Source organism: Bacteroides sp. M10, assembly GCF_014334015.1.
GTDB lineage: Bacteria > Bacteroidota > Bacteroidia > Bacteroidales > Bacteroidaceae > Bacteroides > Bacteroides intestinigallinarum.
In genome coordinates this window covers 1,642,123-1,664,436 of record NZ_CP060488.1, presented here as the reverse complement: position 1 = coordinate 1,664,436, position 22,314 = coordinate 1,642,123, and the positions used below count along the sequence as shown (strand labels likewise).

Below are 22,314 nucleotides of genomic sequence, written 5' to 3'. Positions count from 1 at the left end.
GTTATATAAACGAAAGGAAACATGATTATGAATAAGATTACCACATTACTATCCATATTGTTTATTTCAGGTCTGTTCTGTTCCTGCGAACACCCCGGAATGGAATATATTATACAAGAAAAAGGGTTGAACGTACAAGAATCAACCATTTATGTAGATGGATTCCTTGCTAAAGGTACTCCCGCTTTTGCCGGTGATGAAAATGAACCCGGTGACCGCTTGGGGATTCCGTTCGTCAATGGGTTTGGCCGGAAACTACTCGTCAAGTTTGTTGACCGGTCATCCGAAACCGGATTGAAAATAGAAGACGGAGAAGTACAACTCTCCTTTCAGGGAGACAAACAATATGCTTATTTCCCGATAAGCGGAACCCCAACACAAGACGGATCGGTACCCATCTCATTTGACATTTTTGAAAATGGAGAAAAAATTGGTACTACCATCACTAAAACGATTCCGATTTGGGCTGAGGGCACTCAACGTCCTGCACGCGAATTCATTCCTACCAGTGAAAAACCTTTTGTTCTTCTCGGTGGAGAAATTAACTGGGTAAATCAATCTGCTCCAATAACCGGAGCACAAAACGAACAAATATTTTGGTATGCCCGAATGTCCAGTCCCTCCACAGAAATCAAAACTGCAGGACTTACATACAACTGCGTTGCTAATCTACGTTACAATTCCATTATGATTGCCAATAATGCCATTCGTCCCAGCTTTACCGAAGATAATGGTGTAAAAGCGCTTACCTTATTTACTCCCACCCCAGAAAATATGGAACAATACCCCGAGGCTTTTACATTAAGAGACGGTACTCTAAGTCACGTTTGGGGAGAAAATGATATATTCTTTCATGGAACAAATTCAAAACCAATATCTGTAGGCATGTGGGACGAAAACACACCTGATATACTCTATGGCGGAAACCGCACACGTCCCATGTCATCCGCATCTTGGACTATCAGTGCTTCAACGCCCAAATCTTATATCGAAAAACCAGGTACCTATAAGATATACATCAAGTATACAAATACAGATGCCGGTAATGACATCATACAGTATTTTCCCAAACATCCTGTCACAGGAGAAACAGGATGGGTACCCTTTGAATTTACAATTACAGAAAATCCAGTATCCGGATTTATAGTCAACCCCAACCTTACTACCGATACTCCTGATGTACCGACTTTCAATGAAGATTGGGAACCTACAGAAAGCAATCCCGTAAAAGCAATACGAGGCGAATTGGTACAGAAAAGTAACCAGCAAACGAAAATACTGACCAAAGGGGAGGCACTTGGAGGTAATACTGCTATGCGCATTTGGTTTGCAACATACAAATCAGAAGGGGCTACAGTACCAACAGGTTATAACTTCAAAGCACATGATGATAACAAAAACAATTGGTTCAGAGGATTCTACACACCAGATGTTGTAAAGGTAGCCGGTGACAAGTCCAAAATTGGAGCTGGAACAGCCAACAAGAAAAGTAACGAGATCGTTCATTTCTTTGAAGATTCAAAACTAAATGAAAAGTATTTCATATCGTATGTCGATTTCAATGCGGATGCAGGTACCTTATTGAATAAAGCGGGAACATTCACTTTCATATTCGAGTCACTGCCTAGTTCGGGTACGGCATACCCAAAATTTGAAAATGGATTCACTTGTCCTATAAATGTTATAGTACAAGAATAAATAGCAAACGTGAGTTCAATGATTTTTCATATTGTATCATTCTGAAAGTTCATTGAGCTCACGTTGACCGATTGAAAAGAAAATAAAACTCCCAAAAGATTAAACAAAGGTGATGAACAAACTAATAACAATCTCATCTGTACTCCTTACAGCAACTGCCGTAAAGGCACAATCGCCCAATGTGATATTCATATTAGCAGACGATTTAGGCTATGGAGACATTTCAGCATTCAATCCGGAATCCAAAATCCACACCCCAAACATTGATAATCTGACACACTCCGGAATTTCCTTTACGGATGCCCATTCATCTTCCGCGCTCTCTACTCCTTCACGCTATTCCATTATCACTGGAAGGTATCCTTGGAGAACAACTATGAAAAGTGGAGTATTGAACGGATTCTCTCCAGCCATGATTACTCCCGACCGCCGTACAATCGCCCAAATGTTTTCTGAGAACGGCTACAACACTGCTTGTATCGGAAAATGGCATCTTGGCTGGGATTGGGCATATCCTCAAAATGCCAAAAACAAACAGGATGTGGATTTCTCACTCCCTATCAAGAATGGTCCTACGGACAGAGGATTCGATTATTTTTACGGCATACCTGCTTCACTCGGAACAGCTCCACACGTTTATGTAGAAAACGATAAAGTGACAGCTCTTCCCAATCGCACCATTGGTCCGCAAAAGGGAATCAAACTAATACGTAATGGAGTCGCAGGTGCCGATTTTGAGCCACAAGACTGCCTACCCAATATTATACGTCATGGTATAGACTACATTAATAAACAGCGTGACAGTAAAAAGCCGTTCTTCCTATATCTTCCTATCACAGCACCGCATACTCCCGTATTGCCGGCAAAAAAATATCAAGGTCAGACAATCATAGGAGATTATGGAGATTTCGTAGTTATGATAGACGACATGGTACAGCAAATCGTAGAAACATTGAAGAAAAACAATCAACTAGAGAATACCATCATTATTTTCACTTCAGATAACGGATGCGCTCCATACATAGGTGTAGAAGAAATGGAAAATAAAGGGCATCACCCAAGTTACATCTACAGAGGTTATAAAAACGACATTTATGAAGGTGGACACCGTATTCCACTCATCGTTTCCTGGCAAGGAAAATATACGAACGAAACCAACGGTTCATTGGTATCACTCACCGACTTCTATGCCACCTTTGCCCAAATGGTGAACTACCAATTGAAAGATGAAGAAGCGGTGGACAGTTATAGTATATGGCCTATACTAAGTAAAAAGGGAAATTCTGCCCGAAAAGATCTTATCTATGAATCGGGAAAAGGTTATTTATCTCTACGTACGCCTCAGCTAAAATTAGTATTCCACGGTGGTTCAGGAGGATGGGGATACCCTAATAAGCCTGCTGATCTAGCCAAACTCCCCAGCATGCAACTCTTTAACCTTAAAAAAGACCCTTCGGAGCAGAAGAATATCATCAGTAACAAACGCTACAAAAAAGATGTGGATAAAATGACACAGATAATCAAAAAGTATGTAGAAGAAGGACGTTCTACCCCTGGAAAGAGGAGTGCGAATGATACTGGTAATAGCTGGAAGCAAATCGAAATATTCATGCAATAAACAAAACCTAGAAGTTAGAATATAACCATCTAAAACTATCAACAAATGAAAGTCATTAATAGCTTCTTATGGGAATGCCTCGCTATAATCCCCTCCGTTTTGATGGGCCAAACAGCTAATAAACAGCCTAATATTGTGTTGATCTTAGCCGATGATATGGGACGTGAATGTTTAGGATGTTATGGCAGTACCTATCAAACACCAAACCTTGACAAACTTTCAGAAATAGGAGTGAGATTCGACAACTGTTTCTCTCAACCCTTAAGCACACCATCGCGCGTACAACTAATGACAGGTAAATACAATAATAAAAATTACTCCTGCTTTGGACATTTAAATCAAAAGGAGAAAACTTTTGCCCATTTAGCAAAGGACGCCGGATATACCACTATGATAGCTGGCAAATGGCAATTAGGCAGAAACAGAAATCTGCCTAATCATTTTGGTTTCGATCACTATTGCCTTTGGCAGTTAAGCTATGACAGGATGATAAAAGAAAGATATGCCGCTCCACTAATAGAACAAGATGGAAATATAAAGCTTTACTCAAACAATGAATATGGCCCGGATATATTCACTCAATATGTGATTGATTTTATTGAAGAGAACAAAACTAAACCCTTTTTCATATATTATCCTATGGTATTAGTGCATGATCCCTTTTACCCCACTCCTCAAAGTGATGTATGGAAAGATCCCTCCATGCGTGAAGTACGCAATACCGTCAATTTCACAAAGATGGTAGAACATGTGGATAAAAACATAAACATGATATTCAACAAGTTAGAAAATTCAAACGTATTGAACAATACCATTATTATTTTTATTGGAGATAACGGAACAAACCGTAACATAAGAACAACCATGAAAGATGGAACAATAGTAAGGGGTGGAAAGGGACTAACAATTGATACCGGAGTACGTGTACCTATGATAGTTTATTGGGGAAAAAATAACAATACAAAGCATGAATGCGCAGATATGATAGATTTCACCGATTTTATGCCTACTTTTGCAGAAGCTATGAATATTAAAGTACCTAAACAATTGGATATAGATGGACAAAGCTTTTTACCTCAAATAAGGGGAGAAAAAGGTAAGTCTCGCGAATGGGTATTCTGTCATTATGATTCAAGATTTAACGCATCCGCAAGTAAAAATGCAAAACAATTCTTTAGAGACATACGATATAAGCTCTATTCAGATGGTAATTTTTACGATACAATAAAGGATCCTAAAGAAACGAATTCTATTGCAAAAGGAAAAGGAAATGCCGAAGCTGAAAAATCAAGAAGAAAACTAGAAAGACTCTTTGCAAATATACCAGCTTGGAAAGTAGGAGATCCTGCAATACCCATGTGCATACTACCAGAATTTCCTTTATTACAAACCCCTAAAAACATAAGTCTAGAGCAAATATTACACTCATATTAAAAAAACATGCATAAACTAATCACCCTTTCATCCGCATTACTTGCGACAGCAACCGTAAAAGCACAATCTCCCAATGTAATATTTATATTGGCAGACGATTTAGGATATGGAGATATCTCGGCATTCAATCCAGAATCTAAGATTCCTACTCCTAACATTGATAATCTAACTCAAGATGGGATTACTTTTACAGATGCCCACTCCTCTTCCGCCTTGTCAACACCGTCACGATATTCCATTCTCACTGGAAGATACCCTTGGCGAACAAAATTAAAAGAAGGTGTACTTGACGGTTACTCGCCTGCTATGATTACACCCGACCGTCGGACAATCGCCCAAATGTTTTCTGAAAATGGCTACAATACCGCCTGTATTGGAAAATGGCATTTAGGCTGGGATTGGGGATATCCTCAAAATGCTCAAAATAAAAAGGATGTGGATTTCTCACTTCCTATAAAAAATGGTCCCACAGACCGAGGATTCGACTATTTTTATGGTATACCTTCTTCTCTTGACATAGCTCCTTATGTTTATGTAGAAAACAATAAAGTAACTGCTCTACCCGACCATATCATTGAACCGCAGAAGGGGCTCGGTTTAATGCACGGAGGAGTGGCAGGAGCCGACTTTGATCCACAGGATTGTCTACCAAACATAATACGTCATAGTATAGACTATATTGACAAACAACGTAACAGTAAAAAACCATTTTTCCTATATTTGCCTATTACAGCACCGCACACACCTGTGTTGCCCTCAGAAAAATATCAAGGTAAAACAACAATAGGATCCTACGGAGATTTTGTAGTCATGATAGATGATATGGTACAACAAATCGTAGAAGCACTGAAGAAAAATAACCAATTGGATAATACCATCATTATTTTTACTTCGGATAATGGCTGCGCTCCTTATATCGGCGTAAAAGAAATGGAAAAGCAAGGTCATTTTCCTAGTTATATTTACAGAGGATATAAAACAGATATTTACGAAGGAGGACACAGAATTCCTCTGATAGTATCTTGGAAAGGGAAGTTCTCGAATAAAATAAGTAATTCCCTTGTTTCTCTTACCGATTTCTATGCGACCTTTGCACAAATGGTCAATCATAAACTAAAAACTGAAGAGGCTGTAGATAGTTACAGCATATGGCCTATATTAAGTAAGGAAGGGACTTCTACCCGGAAGGACCTTGTTTATGAATCAGGGAAAGGATATTTGTCTCTACGCACACCACAACTTAAACTAGTTTTTAATGGAGGTTCAGGCGGGTGGGGATACCCCAATAAGCCTGCTGATTTGGCCCAACTACCTCCAATGCAGCTATTTGATCTTGAAAAAGACCCATCAGAGAAAGAAAATATGATCCATGACAAACGTTATGAACAGGAAATAAAAGAAATGACACGACTCATCAGGAAGTATGTAAAGGAAGGACGTTCCACGCCAGGAGCAGAAGTAGCAAACGACACTGAAGACAAATGGAAACAAGTAAATATCTTTATGCAATAATCATTTATAAAATAATAAAACCATGCATTACTTATTAGTGAACATTATTTGTGCATTAACTCTATCAAATGCCAACCCCAACGTAGAAAAAGCTCAACAGACCCTGGATGCTCTTTACCAAAACTATGCAGCACCCAACACTTGTCTGTTACGTGAGAATTATCCTTTTGACCAAGACAATAAGGCAACTTACCTGGCATCAGAAGAACAAGCAAAAAGACGCAATGAATATTCCTACCTTTGGCCGTATTCGGGCACGTTCTCTGCGGTAAATGCACTACTGGAGAGCACTGAAAATAAGAAGTATAAAAAACTTTTGGAAAACAAAGTACTACCCGGATTAGAAGAGTATTTCGACACACGAAGGGAACCATTCGCTTACTCATCTTATATCAGCAGTCAACCTCTCTCCGATCGTTTTTATGATGATAATGTCTGGTTAGGTATTGATTTTACCGATTCTTATCGAATGACAGGAAAACAAGCTCATCTGGAGAAAGCTAAACTAATATGGAAGTTTATCCTTAGTGGTAAAGATGACGTACTCGGCGGAGGAATCTACTGGTGCGAACAAAAGAAGGAATCTAAAAATACTTGTTCTAATGCACCGGGAGCCGTATTCGCTCTCAAACTATTTCAGGCTACTCAAGATGATGCCTATTTAAAAGAAGGAAAAGAGTTATACGAATGGACTAAAAAGAACCTGGAAGATTCAAAAGATCATCTATACTTTGACAACATCTCACTCAACAAGAAAATCGGTCGTGCCAAATTTGCCTATAACAGTGGACAAATGATGCAGGCAGCTGCCCTACTCTATCAAATTACCAAACAGAAAAGTTATCTGGAAGATGCACAAAATATAGCAGAAGCGTGTCACAAGCACTTCTTCACTCAGTTCACCTCTCCAGACGGACAAACATTCCAATTACTGAAAAAAGGAAATATCTGGTTCACAGCCGTTATGCTTAGAGGCTTTATTGAACTTTATCAGATAGACCATAACAAGACTTATCTAACCGATTTCCAGAAAAGTCTTGATTACGCATGGCATCATGCCAGAGATGAACGGGGCTTGTTCCAGACAGATTGGAGCGGCACAGATAAAAACGAGAAAAAATGGCTCTTGACACAAGCTGCTTTCATAGAAATGTATGGAAGACTAGGCGGAATCGATTTGCAATAATCACTTTTAATAACCCTCTTAAAAACAATAGAGATATGAAGAAAAGAAATATCGGAATATGTATTATCACGACCACCCTATTAATGGGAGGTCCTGCCAAAGCTACAGAACTTATCCTGGCTAAGGATCATACCAATGTGGTCAATCAAGCAGCTGAAATTGCCGCTTATAAAAGTAATCGTCCACCCGTAAACAAGCGGCTTTTTACATCAAAAGCCGTGGAAGCAGAAATCATCAGGGTGAAAAAGCTACTTACTAATCAAAAATTGGCATGGATGTTCGAGAATTGTTTTCCAAATACCCTTGAGACAACAGTTCATTACCGTACAACAGATGGTAAGCCTGATACTTTCGTCTACACAGGAGATATCCATGCCATGTGGTTGCGTGACTCCGGAGCACAGGTTTGGCCTTATATACAATTAGCGAATAAAGACCCGGAATTGAAGAAAATGCTCGAAGGAGTGATACGCAGACAATTTAAATGTATAAATATCGATCCATACGCCAATGCTTTCAATGACGGGGCTGTGGGAGGAGATTGGATGTCCGACCTGACCGATATGAAACCGGAACTGCACGAACGTAAATGGGAAATAGATTCTTTATGTTATCCATTACGTCTGGCCTATCAATATTGGAAAGAAACCGGTGATGCAAGCATCTTTGATAATGAATGGATACAGGCCATCGCCAACATACTGACAACTTTCAAGGAACAACAGCGCAAAGAGGGAGTGGGTCCCTATAAATTCCAGCGTAAGACAGAACGCGCACTCGACACATTAAACAATAACGGTCTAGGTGCTCCTGTAAATCCTGTCGGACTCATTGTTTCAGCCTTCCGTCCGTCTGACGATGCAACCACTTTACAGTTCCTCGTACCGTCTAATTTCTTCGCTGTTTCTTCTCTAAAGAAAGCTGCGGAAATTCTGAATGTTGTAAACAAAAACACCAGTCTGGCGAAACAGTGCACAGATTTGGCACAAGAAGTAGAAACCGCATTAAAAGAATATGCAACTTACAATCATCCTAAATATGGTACAATCTATGCTTTTGAAGTAGACGGATTCGGAAATCATCTCTTAATGGACGATGCCAACGTACCAAGCCTGCTGGCAATGCCTTATCTGGGAGATGTAGACATTAACGATCCTATTTATCAAAACACACGTCGTTTTGTATGGAGCAAAGACAACCCCTACTTCTTCAAAGGAAAGGCAGGAGAAGGTATTGGAGGACCTCACATCGGTTATGATATGATATGGCCTATGAGTATCATGATGAAAGCATTCACCAGTCAGGACGACCAGGAAATTAAGTCTTGCATAAAAATGCTGATGGATACAGACGCAGGAACAGGATTCATGCACGAATCTTTCCATAAGGATGACCCTAAAAACTTCACACGCGCCTGGTTTGCATGGCAAAACACCTTATTTGGTGAGCTCATTTTAAAGTTGGTCAACGAAGGAAAAATAGATCTATTGAACAATATTCAATAAAGCAAACTTAGGTTACTTCTCATTCAGGGCGCTCTTCTATAACGAAGAAGCGCCCTTTTTTAACACGTAAATTACTATTAACTTTGGCTAATTATAGCAAAGGAATTACCACATCTTCGGGTAATTCTTATCTTTGCAGTATACGATTCAAGACAAAGAAACTATGTATAGAAACCTGTTAAGCTGGCTTACTGTTTTATTAGTGCTCCCATCATGTTCTGGCACATCACCTGCTATATCTGTGGTATGTGAAGAAAATAACGTAGGAAACTGTATTATCAAATGGGAAACAGCACCGATATTAAAAGGACAGGTAAAAGTATACACCTCTACTTCTCCTGAAGCTATTCCGGAAGATTCTCCCATTGCAATGGCAAACATTTCCAGTGGTAAAATGACAATCGTAACCAACGATCCGTCTCAACGTTATTACTACTTGATGGTATTTAATAACAAATACCGGGTTAAAGTGGCCACCCGCAACATTAACATCCCCGGTATACAGAATTTTCGCGATTTAGGAGGATACGAATCTGCCGGTACCGGAAAATCTCTTCGCTGGGGAATGATATACCGTTCCGCACAAATAGACAGTATTCCTCCCTGCTCACGCCGGGAACTCAAGAATATGAGCGTACGGACGATTATAGACTTACGTTCTGAAAATGAACGTCACAACTACCCGCAACTACATGACGACGAATTTAACATCATACATATCCCTATTCCTACTGGAAACATGGAAGAAATTCTGCAAGGAATTCAAGAGGAAAAGATAAAAAGTGACACCATTTATCGTTTGGTAGAACAAATGAACCGGGAATTAGTCATAAACTACCAAAAGGAATTCAAAAAGTTGTTCACTGCTCTTCTCGACCGTACTCATTATCCGGTTGTGATTCATTGTACATCCGGAAAAGGGCGTACAGGAGTCGTTTCCGCCTTATTGCTTGCCGCTCTTGGAGTCAACGAAGACGTCATTATGGAAGATTATCGTTTGAGTAATGACTATTTTAATATTCCGAAAGCTTCTAAATATGCATATAAGCTATCGGTCAATTCGCAAGAAGCCATTACAACCATCTACTCTGCAAAAGAAGACTTCCTGAACGCTGCTAAAGAACAAATTGAGGCTGAATACGGGAGTGTACAGACCTATCTGAAAAAAGGAATCGGACTTTCTGCAGAAGAAATTGAACAGTTACGTAGCATCCTATTAACTGATAATTGATAGTTGATAAATGATAAATAGGGCAACGTCTACAATAATTATCTATCATCAATCATTTATTATCAACTAAATTAACTATCTTTGCAGCCGAAATAAAAGATATACAGAGATTTAATGAAGACATTTGAAGAGCTTGGCGTTTCTCCGGAGATACGTAGAGCAATTGAAGAAATGGGATACGAGAATCCCATGCCGGTACAAGAAGAAGTGATTCCGTACCTTTTAGGAGAAAATAATGATGTAGTAGCTCTTGCACAGACAGGAACAGGTAAAACAGCCGCATTCGGTTTGCCCTTGCTCCAACAGGTTGACGTAAAAAACAGAATTCCACAATCGCTTATCCTCTGCCCTACCCGTGAGCTTTGTCTCCAGATAGCAGGAGATCTGAATGACTATTCCAAATACATTGACGGACTAAAAGTATTACCTGTATATGGTGGTTCTTCCATTGACAGCCAGATACGCAGCCTCAAACGAGGGGTACACATCATTGTAGCTACTCCCGGACGCCTACTGGACCTGATGGAGCGCAAAACCGTATCTCTATCTACCATCCACAATGTGGTAATGGATGAAGCGGACGAAATGCTTAATATGGGATTCACAGAAAGTATCAACGCCATTCTGGCTGATGTACCACAGGAACGCAACACTCTATTGTTCTCCGCAACAATGAGTCCGGAAATCGCACGCATTTCCAAAAATTACCTGCGCAATGCGAAAGAAATCACTATTGGCCGCAAGAATGAAAGTACTAACAACGTTAAACACGTTGTTTATACCGTGCAGGCTAAAGACAAATTTGAAGCTTTAAAGCGCATCGTCGATTACTACCCACAAATATACGGTATCATTTTCTGCCGTACCCGTAAGGAGACTCAAGAAATTGCAGACAAATTAATGCAAGAAGGCTACAATGCCGATTCTTTGCATGGTGAACTTTCTCAAGCACAACGGGATGCTGTTATGCAGAAATTCCGCATCCGCAATTTGCAACTGCTCGTGGCAACTGACGTGGCCGCCCGCGGACTTGATGTAGACGATCTGACACATGTTATCAATTACGGATTACCAGACGATACAGAGAGTTATACACATCGTAGCGGACGTACAGGACGTGCCGGAAAGACAGGTACTTCCATAGCCATCATCAATCTTCGTGAAAAAGGGAAGATGAGAGAAATCGAACGGATTATCAGCAAAAAATTCATTGTCGGAGAAATGCCGACAGCAGCAGGAATCTGTCAGAAGCAGCTGATTAAGGTTATTGATGATCTCGAAAAAGTAAAAGTAAACGAGGAAGAGATTGCCGACTTTATGCCGGAAATCTACCGTAAACTGGAATGGTTGAGCAAAGAGGACTTGATTAAACGAATGGTTTCTCATGAATTTAACCGTTTTGCCGAGTATTATCGTAACCGTGCAGAAATAGAAGTACCGACTGACATCCGCGGAGAACGTACCGGACGGAGTGATCGCAAAGAAGGTGGTTTCGAGAAAAGAAGTCGCCAAGCTGCACCGGGCTTTAACCGCCTGTTTATCAATCTGGGTAAAACAGACAGTTTCTTCCCTAGTGATCTTATCGGACTGTTGAACAGCAATACACGGGGACGTATCGAGTTGGGACGCATTGACCTAATGCAGAACTATTCTTTCTTTGAAGTGCCGGAAAAGGAAGCGACAAATGTAATCAAGGCGCTGAATAGGGCTAAATGGAACGGACGCAAGGTAGTTGTTGAGATTGCCGGCGCCGGTGAAGAAAGCGGAAAAGGACGTGAAAACGGTTCAAATGAGCGCAAGGGAGGTAAACGATTCGGCGGCAAAAGCGACGAACGTGCACCGCGCTATGAGAATAAGGATAGAAAACCGAAAGATGCTTCTGCAAAAGACTCAAAGTCAACAAAAAAAGATAAGCCTAGTCGTGCTGATCGGGGATACTCTGATGCTCGCGGTCCGAAAAAGAAAGATGACTGGCAAGAGTTTTTTAAAGATAAAGAGCCGGATTTCAGTGAAGAAGGATGGGCACGCAGAAAACCTAAGAAGAAATAAATATAAGCAAGCATAATCCGTAGATTTGTACATTATTAGTCAGAGGTGCATATGTTGTGACAAATTACCTCTTTCATATTCAAATGAAAAGGAATATCATTACCTCTATTCTGGTCTATTGAAAAAAGACAACTGTTCATACAGAATCTGCATTTATGTTTTTAATAAACTTTCTGATCGTTTTTAATAAACGCTACTCAAGTTTATTAAAAACGACCAGAAGTGCATTTGCCACGAATTATTCAATTTTATACAACAAAAAAGGTTGCAAACTCATCATAAGTCTGCAACCTTTAGTATATAAGGGGCCCTCCTCTTCTTTAGAAAGAGGTGAATCGTCGATCTTTTTGTTCTAATATTATACTATTCATACACATAATTTCCAATCAATAAGTTTCTTCTCCGATCACAAAGATACAAAATAAAAAGTCCTTTGTCAAGCTTACAGGACCGAAATACAGATACCCTAATATATTATCTTACGAAAAGGGAAAAAGCATGGAACACTATCGGGATTGTCTGCCGGACAGCAGTGTCTATCAATAAACAACTTTCTTTATAGTCAATTCCAAGATATGTTCGCCTGCCTCTAAATTTACCATACGCTCTCCTTTCACATTGTCGGGTGCATAAAAGGTAGCAGTACTATTTGCCGGAACAGTTACATGATAGAAAATACGGTTCTTTTTACGTTCCCATTTAGAGCAGATTTCCCCATAAGGTGATTGATATCTGGCTTCGAACTCATTTAATCCACTGGGGAAATTAGGCCGAAGGAGAATATGTTTGAATCCGGGACTTTCGGGGTCAGGGAAGATTCCACCCAATCCTTTATAAAACCATCCTCCAATTTCACCAAACATCATGTGATTGTCCGATATGTCACGTGTGGCATTCAAATCCCAGTTCTCCAGTAATGTGGTAGCACCATTGGCAATCCAGCAACCCCATGATGGATAAGTGTCTTGTGCAGCTAATTTATAAGCCGTTTCGGCTTCACCGTTCTCACTTAACGCATTCAATATAGCTTTTGCTCCCAACACACCTACATCCAAATGAAAGCCGGCTGCTTCCACCTGTTTTGCCAGATTCCGGGCTACTTTTCTCTTCAACTCTTCAGGAACAATGCCCCATTGCAAAGGAACACTCTGTTCCGTCTGAACGCCGCTACCATAAATGCCCGTTTCTCTATTCAGAAACTTGTCATTAATCGCGTTCTTTATCTTATTGGCAAGAGCAGAATAATACTTATAGTCTTCCGTTTTATTAAACATCTTTGCGGCATTGGCAAGTATCTTGGTGTCCACGTAGAAATAGGCAGAAGAGGTCAGTTCCTTGGAAGAATGTGATTTAACAGGCACCCAGTCTCCTCTTCCCCATGAGGTCAATCCGGTCGGACTGGTACGATCCACATAGTCTACATATCGCTTTATATTTTCATAACAGTCTGCCAACAGTTTATGATCGCCATAAAACATATAAATGTTCCATGGAATAATAGCGATAGTGCTTGTCCAATCCAGGCCATTATTCGTGCCATACCCCCAGCCTCCTGTGGGGATAATATCAGGAAGTACACCATTAGGCTGTTGCTCGTCTCTATGATCGGCAAGCCATTTTTCATAAACGGTGATGCCATCATAGTTATATAATGCCGTTTCAATAGCAAAATGGCCGTCGCCTGTCCATCCGTTCTTTTCACGCTGGGGACAGTCGGTAGGATACCCCATCAAGTTGGACAAATAGGCATTATTTGTTGCCCACCAAAGACGGTTGATAAGTGCGTTCGAAGTATGAATCGTCCCTTTCTGCGGAACATCACTATGCACAAAGTAGGCAGTCAGACTATTCTCATTCAATACAAGGGGGGTAGTGCTTGTTACTTCCACGTATCTGAAACCTTTATAATTGAATCGTGCCATAAATTCATCCTCTCCCTTTCCACTCAAAACGAGGATGTCCGTTTGAAAAGGATCGGAGTTGTCTACCGGGCGGTGATACACATCAATATTTGACGTATTCACTCGTCCGTTGTCATACAACCGCTCACCATGTTTCAACCTCACCACAGTTCCCTCTTCCCCGGACACTTTAATGCGGGTGACTCCTGCCATATTGCGGGCAAAGTCGAATACATACGTTGTGTCATTAAGTTTCTTCCAGGTTTTTACGGGGATTGTTTCTACTGCACGAATCGGCTGCACTTGTTGTGACACCACATTCTGTGAAGGAACAGCCCTATATCCTACTCCATTCCATTTAGAATCATCAAAGTTCACGGTATTCCAGCCTTTCTGTTCCAAACGGGCGTCGTAATGCTCGGCTGTATAAATGCTATTAAAGATCAATGCGCCGGATGAAGTTTTCCAGTCCCGTTCCGTAGAAACGACTTCAACGGAACCATCCTCATAAGTAATCCGCACATCCATACAGAAAGCAGGACGGTTACGCCAAGGTGCACGATGAAAGTCCCACACGGCCATTGACTGATGATTATACCATCCATTGCCCAGCAACACACCAATCGCATTTTTCCCTTTCTGTATTTGGGAAGTAACATCATAAGTGACGTAGAAGTTGCGCCTGTCAAACCGGGTATATAGCGGGTCCAGCCGGTGGTTTCCAATCTTCTCACCATTGATATACAGTTCATACAAACCTGCTACGGCAATATATGCCCTTGCCGACCGGATCTTCTTTTGTGCATCAAACACTTTCCGGAAATAGGGAGCAGGACGGTAATTAATATCTTTGTTATCGCTAATCCAAGCTCCTTGCCAGTGTTCCATCCCCATCATTCCCGTTTCGAAACTATTAATATCCGAAGAAGATTTCACTCCATCCTTATCCCATACATTCACTCTCCAATAATACTTGGTAAAAGGACGAAGTTCCTGTCCGGAATAGGTAATCAGAATCTGTTCGGAGTCCTTTTTGCCCGAATCCCAGATAGTTCCTTTCCCTGCAATCAATTCAAGAGAGTCTTTGTCTACGATGACTTGACAGGCTGTTTGTCGTGCTCCTTTTCGAGCATCATTCAGCATCCATGATAACCGGGGAGCAGGATTATCTATTCCCAAGGGATTTACCAAATAATCACAAACCAGATTCACTGGTTTACAGCTGCCTGACTCTTGTGAAAATGCTGCTTGCAGCATTAAAAATAGTAATCCCGGTAATAGTGTCAATCGTTTCATTTTATCCAAAAATTAGTTTGTATTTTCTTTCAATCGGATGCCATATTTACATCGCGTGCTAATTTACGAAAAATATTGTATGGACGCTTTATCTACTTGCCTCAAAAAAGCTATATCTTTGCGGCCCGAATATATACTTGACTATGAATAAAGTTAATGGTTTACTATATGGGCTGCTTTCATCGGCTTCTTTTGGACTTATCCCTCTATTTACCATTCCTGCCATGCAAGCAGGGATGCAATTTGAATCGATACTTTTCTATCGTTTCCTGTTTGCCTGTCTGGCGTTAGGCGGAATCTTATTGGTGAATGGTCAATCATTTCGCATCAAGAGGCGGGACATTCCTTCCCTGTTTCTTCTTGCGCTTCTTTATTTAATGTCTGCCGTATTCCTGTTCTGGGGATATAAGTTTATGGCTAGCGGAGTTGCCACCACTATTCATTTCATGTATCCGGTGCTTACCACGTTAATCATGATGCTCTTCTTTAAAGAAAAGAAGTCCGGCTGGCGGATCGCTGCCATTGCATCCGCAGTGGCAGGAGTTTATTTCTTATCCGGCGGAGATACAAAAACGGGGAGCTTTTCTTTCCTGGGACTTTTCATTGTTCTTCTGTCGGCACTCGGATATGCGCTTTATCTCGTCACAATGAGCCAACTAAAAATTGGACAGATGAAGGGGCTACTCCTTACTTTCTACGTATTCCTTTTCGGAGGTATTCTCCTTTTTATCGGAACGGAAACCATCAGCCAGCTTCAACCCATCAGCGAATGGCATACTGCCGGCAACTTGATTCTATTAGCTTTAATCCCTACCGTAGTTTCTAATCTTGCTCTAGTAAGAGCCGTAAAAAGCATCGGCTCCACACTCACCTCTGTGTTGGGAGCTATGGAGCCGGTAACTGCTGTATGCGTAGGTATCTTTCTTTTCGGGGAAGCCTTCACCACAAGCATTGGTGTAGGTATTGCACTGATTATCGCTGCTGTAATCGTTATTATATTAAAACGATAAAAAGTCCGGTTTCATCGGAATATTTACTTCATCGACCCATTTTTAATTCCTGAATAAGATGGGCTGCCTTACCGTATTTCTCTATGATAAAGAGCATATACCGCACATCTACCCCGATGCAACGCTGCAAATCTGGTTCGAATACGATATCACTGCTCATTGCTTCCCAGTTGCCATCAAAAGCCAAGCCTAGTAATTCTCCTTTGGCATTAAACATGGCACTGCCGGAATTACCACCTGTAATGTCATTGTTGGAGATAAAACAAACATTCATATCTCCCTGCGCATTGGCATATCTTCCGAAATCACCGGAAGAAAGCAAACTCAATAACTCCGGCTGAACGGCAAAGTCAATATCACCCGCATGTTCCTTCACTTTCTCAAAAATGCCTTTCACGGTTGTGTAGTAATCATAAGTGGCTCCATCAAAAGGAGTATATCCTCCAACCGTTCCGAAACTAAGCCGCATGGTAGAGTTGGCATCCGGATAAAAATTACGATCAGCATACATCCGGCGCATGGCTGCATTGAATAAACGCTCCCCCTCCTCTATCTGCTCGGAAGCCTCGGAAATGCTTTGATTCATCTCATAATACTTCACAATCAAATCCAGACTCAAGGAAACAGCCGGATCTTCTATGAGATTATATGTAGTATCTCGCTCCAGAAAGCGTTTTAAGCCCTTAGGAGACGTTATATTGGAAGTTGCATACAAAGAGTCTACATAGGTCTGAATATTCCCGTTATAGAGCGTATCTATCTTCTCATACATAGCAGGCAAAAACTTTTTATCCACTTTCGACTGATACTCCTTGAGCATGACAGCAAAAACCTCTTTATCAATGGAAAGATCGAGATTATCATACTTCTCCAGTAACTTCTTCATGCGGGTTATCACCAACTTTTCTTCCGCCTCAAAGTCGAAATTGAGAATTTCAAGAGCAAGCTGCACTAACTCGGGACCATTTATAAACGATTCACCGAAATAAGCCAACGCACGATTGGTTTCACGGCGATTACTATAACTCAATTCTAAAGAAGAGAATAAACGAATCAGTTTCTCTCTCTCTTCCGGATGAGACTGAATCCAGTTACGAAGCGCTGCTTCAGCCACCCGTTTCTTTTCCAACACTTTCAAATGCTTGATGGCTTTATTCGTTCCGATGTTATTCTTCCAATAATTGGAGCTTTCATCGTATTTTGAAGCATACTTAATGCGAATATCCGGACGACGGTCCATCTCCCGTTTCCAGATGGTTTGTTTCACTCCCCGTACATCAATCATTGCCTGATTGATTCCATTCATCATCTCTTCGATACCATACGAGGAAAGGTAACGTTCCGTACTGCCCGGATAGCCAAGCGTCATGCAGAAAGAACCTTCTTTGTATCCATCCAAAGAAATGGGTGCTACATATTCGGGATGATAAGGGACGTTTTCAGGAGAATAATCCGCCGGACCATTCTTGGCATTAGCATAGATACGAAATACGCTGAAATCGCCCGTATGACGTGGCCACATCCAATTATCCGTATCCCATCCGAACTTCCCGACAGAAGAAGGAGGTGCAAAAACGAGGCGGACATCGTTATAATCACGATAAACAGAAAGCCAGAATTCATTCCCTGCATAATAAGCATCTACAATACCAGTCAATGTAGAATCCTTTTCAGAGACTTCCATACTGATTACATTCATAATCGAATCAACAGCCACACGGCGTTCTGTTTCCGTTTTAGCATGCCGGGCGGCAGACAATACGCGTTTAGTAACATCTTCCGTACGAAGCAGGAAACGAACATACAATTCCGGATTCGGCAGTTCTTCCTCAAGACTACGTGCAAAGAAGCCATCTTTCAGGTAATCATGCTCCACTGAAGAATGTTGTTGAATACTGCTAAAGCCACAATGATGATTAGTAAACACCAGACCGTCTTCAGAAACCACCACTCCTGAACAGAAGCCTCCAAAACTGACAACAGCATCTGCCAGACATGGTTTCTTCGGATCATATATTTTATTCACAGGCATCTGCAAACCAAGTTCTTTCATTACCCGGTCAGTCTGTTTATTCTTTCGGAGATTTCCCAACAACCACATTCCCTCATCGGCAAATACATTCGACAGACAGAGAGAAAAGACTATCAAGACGGTTAGTCTGAACTTCATATTATTATTTTTAGATTCATTATTCTGTAATCAGCCTCAACTTCTTCGTTCCTACGCGGGCTTTCAGCCATTCGCTGATTTTCTCTTTTTCAGCAACAGACGGATGTCTGGCGAATTTAAGGACAGCCAATGTTACCGTATCCGTCTTCATCGAATCGACCCGCACTTCGAGCGAGTGAGCGATGGAAAGAGTTGTGATGGAAGGATAAAGTACCTTCAATTCGGGTACTAATGTACGACTCATAGCATCGTACGTTCTGTATTGCTCCAGTGTTGTCTCCAGTTGGGAAATTTTCACCGCCTGTTGTTGAAGCCGTTGCTCACTGTTTTTATAGAAGTCTTCCATGACCATGGCACGGATAGAAGATACATCTACCGCTTCATTGTTCATCCCCTGTAATACAATCAGTTTCGTATCTTCCAGCTTATACTCTTTCAACTTGCTACGAGCAATAGATATCGAAGCGTCAGGCACTTCAGGACCAATCAAAACAACCCGTACTTCTTTATGGTCATAGCTAATTTTCTTATCAAGTACCTGCGTATTCTCAAAGCTCAACTGATCGTTTATAAAACGATTGGCTGCTGCTTCATAGAAAGTGCTCTTTATAATTCCAAATGTCAGATAAACTGCAGGGCACATGGTAAGCACTACAATCAGAACGATGTATTTACGTACGGTCTTCTCACGGGTTTTATCCACAAACTCTTTCCGTTGGAAATGCATCACACGAACACCGAGGAAAGTAGCCAGGCTGATAAAAACAGAGTTGATAAAGTAAAGATAAAAAGCACCCAGGAAATAAATGAGATTACCGGAAGCCAGTCCGTAACCTGCCGTACAAAGCGGCGGCATCAATGCAGTAGCAATGGCAACACCCGGAATCACATTCCCTTTTTCTTTGGTAGAGAGAGCTACCACACCTGCCAAACCACCAAAAAGCGCGATGAATACATCATAAATAGTGGGCGATGTACGTGCCAGCAACTCTGACTGTGAACCGGCAATAGGAGCAAGAAGGAAAAAGATTGTTGCCGTAGTCACACTGAAAGCGGTCGTTATGAGAAAGCTCTTCAAAGAGCGTTTCATTAATTCAAAGTCATTCAGTCCGACAGACAGTCCCACCCCCATAATAGGTCCCATCAACGGAGAAATCAACATGGCACCGATGATTACGGCGGTAGAGTTTACATTCAATCCGAGTGATGCCATAAAGATGGCAAAAATCAAAATCCATAAATTGGCACCTTTGAACTCTACTCCCTTACGGATAGAATCCACTGTGGCCAGTTCGTTATCCTTATCTTTTCTCAAGTCCAGATATTCTCCCAGAAAGGACTTGATAGCAAATTTATTACGTTCATCTGTCTTCATAGTTATTTCTTCTTTATAAATCGATTAATAACAGGAATCTGACTCAATGGTAAATCCTTTTTGATAATATAGGCTATAAATAGCAATAAGAGTACGGTACGGAAAGCGAGACGGAGCACTATATTAGAGATAGGAACCTGCTCTCCAATAACGTAAAGTACCGCTGCCAACAGAACATAAAGTCCGAGGTTCTTCAAGTCATAATGAATCGGGTATTCTTTCTGTCCTATCCAGTAGGATAGCAACAAGATGACTGCATAGCCTGCAACAGAAGCCCATGCTGAAGCAAGATAACCGTAAACCGGCACAAACAGGATGTTCAATACGACAATAATAACACAACCAATCACCGAGAAGTAGGCTCCCCAATAGGTCTTATCCGTCAGTTTATACCAAAAGGAGAGGTTGAAATAGATCCCTTTACAGATCTCTGCAAGCATTACAATGGCTACTACCCCCAGGCCTTCCCAGTAACCCCTTGCCACCAGATAACGCAACAAGTCAAGGTAGAACATGACAGCAAGGAAAGCTAGCAAGGAAAATATAAGAAAATACTTCATCGCAGCGGCATACATCTTCCGGTTGTCTCCTTCTCGGTCTTTGCCAAAGACAAACGGTTCGTAAGCATAACGGAAAGCTTGCGTAAACATTGCCATCACCATCGCAATCTTACTGGTTGCCGCATAGATACCCAATTGCACCAACCCTTCCTGCCGGTCTTCAAAAAGAAACGGATATATCATCTTATCCACAGTCTGGTTTAGAATACCTACCAAACCTAAGATTAATACCGGAAAAGAATATACGACCATTCGTTTCAGCAATACCCTGTCCAACTTATAAGCAAAACCTGTCAGTTCCGGGATAAAGAAGAACATCTGGACAACCGAGATAATCAGGTTGCTAATAAAGATATATCCCACTAAATAATCCGGATCATAAAACCAGGAGATCGTTGACGGACAATGTACATTCAGCCACGGGCACACCAGTAGGAAGAATAGATTCAAACCGATGCCACCAACGATAGAGAGCAGTTTGATAGCAGCAAACTTAATAGGCCGCTTTTTATACCGTAAATAGGCAAAAGGAATACATTGAAAAGAGTCTAAAGCTACCACAACAGCCATCATCGCTATAAACTCCGGATGATCGCCATAATCCAGTAAATTGGAAATAGGTTGCAGGAATAACAGGCAAAGGAAAACAAAAATCAAAGATACCCCTCCTACCGATAACAAGGAGTTGGCATATACTTTCATCGGGTCTTCTCCCGATTTGTTGGCAAAACGGAAGAATCCCGTTTCCATACCGAACGTAAGCAGTACAAGCATCAGGGCTGTAAACGCATATACGTTTGAAACAACTCCATAACCTCCGGTGGAAGCCGGCAATACCGCTGTGTACAAAGGCACCAGCATGTAGTTAAGGAACCGTCCGACAATACTACTCAACCCATAAATTGCAGTATCTTTAGCTAATGATTTTAGTCCAGCCATGTTTTATTAGTGATTATCATTCAGATTGGCTTAACGTTTCCTCTTTTGTTTGAACAACCAATCCATAAATCCGGGATAATTGAAAGCCGGATTCCAGCTTCCATGATTACAACCGGGGAATTCAATATATTCCACATCTGCACCGGCAGCTTTCAGTGCTTTATACGCTTCGCGAGAGCCTTTCACGGGAACTACATCATCCGCATCTCCATGGAAGATACGAAACTTCACATCCTTGGCAACCGATAGCCGACTTGGATTGACTGTACCGCAAATAGGAACTGCAGCTGCGAAAATCTCCGGATAACGCACGACTAAATCATACGTTCCCATCGCTCCCATTGAAAGACCGATAATATAAACCCGTTGTGTATCCACTTCGGGCATTACCAGATAAGAATCGAGCAACTGTTTAAGCGTCTGCAATATAGGACTGATCTCCTGTCCCACTGGCATTTCTGTAGGGATAAGCGACTTCGGACGTCCTGTATAAGCCCAGTAACCGTCTGTCGGACACTGTGGAATTAGAACGAAAGCGGGATACTTCTCTTGATTGACCGGATTAAGAAACATCTGTCCACCATGAGTCAACTGTTTCTCATTATCATTTCCCCGTTCGCCGGCTCCATGCAGAAACAGTACGAGCGGATACTTTTCACCTGGCTTCACCGATTCGGGATGAATCATCCGATAAGGTAAAGAGTCTCCTTTAGAAGAGACAAAAATATCCCTCCCATATTCCTGTTGAGCCGATAAAGAGAGGCTCAAAAAGAAAAAAACAAGTAAAGTAGTCCATTGCTTCATCATCCAACTATGCTTTATAAAGTTCT

At 41.3% G+C, this 22,314-nt stretch carries 14 protein-coding genes; 9 read left to right on the top strand and 5 right to left on the bottom strand.

The window, feature by feature from the left end; all coding sequences use genetic code 11:
* The first annotated feature begins 27 nt into the window (after nt 1–27).
* The 8 genes from H8796_RS06055 to H8796_RS06020 all read left to right on the top strand — a co-directional run bounded on the left by H8796_RS06055 (nt 28) and on the right by H8796_RS06020 (nt 12,233).
* Entirely contained in the window at nt 28–1,698 is a 1,671-nt protein-coding gene (locus H8796_RS06055; RefSeq protein ID WP_233530357.1) for a hypothetical protein, read from the top strand.
* A gap of 112 nt (nt 1,699–1,810) precedes the next feature.
* Complete coding sequence (locus tag H8796_RS06050; RefSeq protein ID WP_117933496.1) at nt 1,811–3,316, top strand: arylsulfatase; 1,506 nt, start codon at nt 1,811–1,813, stop codon at nt 3,314–3,316.
* Nucleotides 3,317–3,361: 45 nt separating this feature from the next.
* Nucleotides 3,362–4,750 carry a sulfatase-like hydrolase/transferase gene (locus H8796_RS06045; RefSeq protein WP_117933494.1) on the top strand — a complete coding sequence of 463 codons (1,389 nt, stop codon included), beginning with the start codon at nt 3,362–3,364 and terminating at the stop codon, nt 4,748–4,750.
* Between the two features lie 6 nt (nt 4,751–4,756).
* Nucleotides 4,757–6,262, top strand: coding sequence for a sulfatase-like hydrolase/transferase (locus H8796_RS06040; protein WP_117933492.1), 1,506 nt, complete (start codon nt 4,757–4,759; stop codon nt 6,260–6,262).
* A gap of 22 nt (nt 6,263–6,284) precedes the next feature.
* Nucleotides 6,285–7,448, top strand: coding sequence for a glycoside hydrolase family 76 protein (locus H8796_RS06035; protein WP_117933490.1), 1,164 nt, complete (start codon nt 6,285–6,287; stop codon nt 7,446–7,448).
* A 35-nt stretch (nt 7,449–7,483) separates the two neighbouring features.
* A complete protein-coding gene (locus H8796_RS06030) occupies nt 7,484–8,953 on the top strand; it encodes a glycoside hydrolase family 125 protein (protein ID WP_074638950.1) in 1,470 nt (489 codons plus the stop codon).
* 163 nt (nt 8,954–9,116) lie between these two features.
* Nucleotides 9,117–10,184: a tyrosine-protein phosphatase gene (locus H8796_RS06025; RefSeq protein WP_117933567.1), complete on the top strand. Its 1,068-nt coding sequence runs from the start codon at nt 9,117–9,119 to the stop codon at nt 10,182–10,184.
* A 114-nt stretch (nt 10,185–10,298) separates the two neighbouring features.
* Complete coding sequence (locus tag H8796_RS06020) at nt 10,299–12,233, top strand: DEAD/DEAH box helicase (protein WP_117933488.1); 1,935 nt, start codon at nt 10,299–10,301, stop codon at nt 12,231–12,233.
* A 539-nt stretch (nt 12,234–12,772) separates the two neighbouring features.
* Here H8796_RS06020 and H8796_RS06015 read toward each other — a convergent pair.
* Nucleotides 12,773–15,430 carry a glycoside hydrolase family 78 protein gene (locus H8796_RS06015; RefSeq protein ID WP_117933486.1) on the bottom strand — a complete coding sequence of 886 codons (2,658 nt, stop codon included), beginning with the start codon at nt 15,428–15,430 and terminating at the stop codon, nt 12,773–12,775.
* A 143-nt stretch (nt 15,431–15,573) separates the two neighbouring features.
* On the opposite strand from H8796_RS06015, the gene H8796_RS06010 reads away from it, so the two are divergent.
* The gene (locus tag H8796_RS06010) at nt 15,574–16,440 is read left to right on the top strand and encodes a DMT family transporter (protein ID WP_008647173.1); all 867 of its coding nucleotides are present in this window, start codon (nt 15,574–15,576) and stop codon (nt 16,438–16,440) included.
* 28 nt (nt 16,441–16,468) lie between these two features.
* Here H8796_RS06010 and H8796_RS06005 read toward each other — a convergent pair whose 3' ends face one another.
* Genes H8796_RS06005 through H8796_RS05990 form a run of 4 tightly spaced genes read right to left on the bottom strand, consistent with a single transcriptional unit; the run spans nt 16,469 to nt 22,291 of the window.
* Nucleotides 16,469–18,610, bottom strand: coding sequence for a S46 family peptidase (locus tag H8796_RS06005; protein ID WP_117933485.1), 2,142 nt, complete (start codon nt 18,608–18,610; stop codon nt 16,469–16,471).
* Nucleotides 18,611–18,629: 19 nt separating this feature from the next.
* On the bottom strand, nt 18,630–19,985 hold the full coding sequence (locus H8796_RS06000; RefSeq protein WP_004298044.1) for a TIGR00341 family protein: 1,356 nt from the start codon (nt 19,983–19,985) through the stop codon (nt 18,630–18,632).
* Between the two features lie 2 nt (nt 19,986–19,987).
* On the bottom strand, nt 19,988–21,484 hold the full coding sequence (locus H8796_RS05995; RefSeq protein ID WP_117933483.1) for an oligosaccharide flippase family protein: 1,497 nt from the start codon (nt 21,482–21,484) through the stop codon (nt 19,988–19,990).
* A 30-nt stretch (nt 21,485–21,514) separates the two neighbouring features.
* Nucleotides 21,515–22,291 carry a dienelactone hydrolase family protein gene (locus H8796_RS05990; RefSeq protein ID WP_187343949.1) on the bottom strand — a complete coding sequence of 259 codons (777 nt, stop codon included), beginning with the start codon at nt 22,289–22,291 and terminating at the stop codon, nt 21,515–21,517.
* Nucleotides 22,292–22,314: the final 23 nt, after the last annotated feature.

Excerpts from the sequence above, each read along its gene's own strand:
- H8796_RS06025 (WP_117933567.1), top strand. The coding sequence starts at position 9,117 with ATGTATAGAAACCTGTTAAGCTGGCTTACTGTTTTATTAGTGCTCCCA.
- H8796_RS06040 (WP_117933492.1), top strand. The coding sequence starts at position 4,757 with ATGCATAAACTAATCACCCTTTCATCCGCATTACTTGCGACAGCAACC.
- H8796_RS06055 (WP_233530357.1), top strand. The coding sequence starts at position 28 with ATGAATAAGATTACCACATTACTATCCATATTGTTTATTTCAGGTCTG.
- H8796_RS06015 (WP_117933486.1), bottom strand. The coding sequence starts at position 15,430 with ATGAAACGATTGACACTATTACCGGGATTACTATTTTTAATGCTGCAA.
- H8796_RS06030 (WP_074638950.1), top strand. The coding sequence starts at position 7,484 with ATGAAGAAAAGAAATATCGGAATATGTATTATCACGACCACCCTATTA.
- H8796_RS05990 (WP_187343949.1), bottom strand. The coding sequence starts at position 22,291 with ATGATGAAGCAATGGACTACTTTACTTGTTTTTTTCTTTTTGAGCCTC.
- H8796_RS06010 (WP_008647173.1), top strand. The coding sequence starts at position 15,574 with ATGAATAAAGTTAATGGTTTACTATATGGGCTGCTTTCATCGGCTTCT.
- H8796_RS05995 (WP_117933483.1), bottom strand. The coding sequence starts at position 21,484 with ATGGCTGGACTAAAATCATTAGCTAAAGATACTGCAATTTATGGGTTG.
- H8796_RS06050 (WP_117933496.1), top strand. The coding sequence starts at position 1,811 with ATGAACAAACTAATAACAATCTCATCTGTACTCCTTACAGCAACTGCC.
- H8796_RS06020 (WP_117933488.1), top strand. The coding sequence starts at position 10,299 with ATGAAGACATTTGAAGAGCTTGGCGTTTCTCCGGAGATACGTAGAGCA.
- H8796_RS06035 (WP_117933490.1), top strand. The coding sequence starts at position 6,285 with ATGCATTACTTATTAGTGAACATTATTTGTGCATTAACTCTATCAAAT.
- H8796_RS06005 (WP_117933485.1), bottom strand. The coding sequence starts at position 18,610 with ATGAAGTTCAGACTAACCGTCTTGATAGTCTTTTCTCTCTGTCTGTCG.
- H8796_RS06000 (WP_004298044.1), bottom strand. The coding sequence starts at position 19,985 with ATGAAGACAGATGAACGTAATAAATTTGCTATCAAGTCCTTTCTGGGA.
- H8796_RS06045 (WP_117933494.1), top strand. The coding sequence starts at position 3,362 with ATGAAAGTCATTAATAGCTTCTTATGGGAATGCCTCGCTATAATCCCC.